The 911-nt window shown below is 53.5% G+C and carries 1 protein-coding gene; it reads left to right on the top strand.

Annotation, left to right across the window (positions count from 1 at the left end):
• On the top strand, nt 1–911 hold a 911-nt coding region (locus CRP01_RS42710), incomplete at both ends, for an HYR-like domain-containing protein (RefSeq protein ID WP_222845966.1).

Here is a 911-nt window from a genome sequence, read left to right as displayed (position 1 = left end):
GAAGTTGAACTGACGGCTACGGATAATTGCGACGGGGACATCACGGTCGGTCCGACCTCCGTGACTACGGAAGGGGCGTGCGCCAACGACTTCACGATCGTGCGTACCTGGACCTTTGTGGATATTTGCGGTAATACCTCTAGTGTCTCCCAAACCATTACGGTCAAAGACGAGACAGCTCCGGTAGCACCCAATCCTCCGGCCAATGTGACTGTTTCTTGCGCCTCGGACGTTCCTGCGGAAGTGGAATTAACGGCTACGGATAACTGCGACGGCGATATTACGGTTGGCCCCACTTCGGTAACTACGGAAGGAGCCTGTGCCAACGACTTCACGATTGTGCGCACGTGGACCTTTGTTGATATTTGCGGAAACACTTCCAGCGTTTCTCAAACCATTACGGTCAAAGATGAGATTGCTCCCGTAGCGCCGAATCCTCCGGCAGATGTGACGGTTTCTTGCGCCTCAGATGTTCCGGCGGAAGTCGAATTAACGGCTACAGATAATTGCGACGGCGATATTACGGTAGGCCCCACTTCGGTAACCACGGAAGGCGCATGTGCCAACGACTTCACGATCGTGCGCATGTGGACCTTTGTGGATATTTGCGGTAACACTTCCAGTGTTTCTCAAACCATTACGGTCAAAGACGAGACGGCTCCGGTAGCGCCGAATCCTCCGGCAGATGTAAGAGTTTCTTGTGCATCAGATGTACCGGCGGAAGTTGAACTGACGGCTACGGATAACTGCGACGGCGATATTACGGTTGGTCCGACCTCCGTGACTACGGAGGGGGCCTGTGCCAACGACTTCACGATTGTGCGCACGTGGACCTTTGTCGATATCTGTGGTAACACCTCCAGTGTTTCTCAAACCATTAAGGTAAAAGATGAGATTGCTCCGGTAGCACC

Origin of the sequence: Flavilitoribacter nigricans DSM 23189 = NBRC 102662, assembly GCF_002646595.1 — a bacterium.
Taxonomy (GTDB): Bacteria; Bacteroidota; Bacteroidia; order Chitinophagales; family Saprospiraceae; genus Flavilitoribacter; species Flavilitoribacter nigricans.
This window is presented reverse-complemented; position numbering and strand designations above follow the sequence as displayed.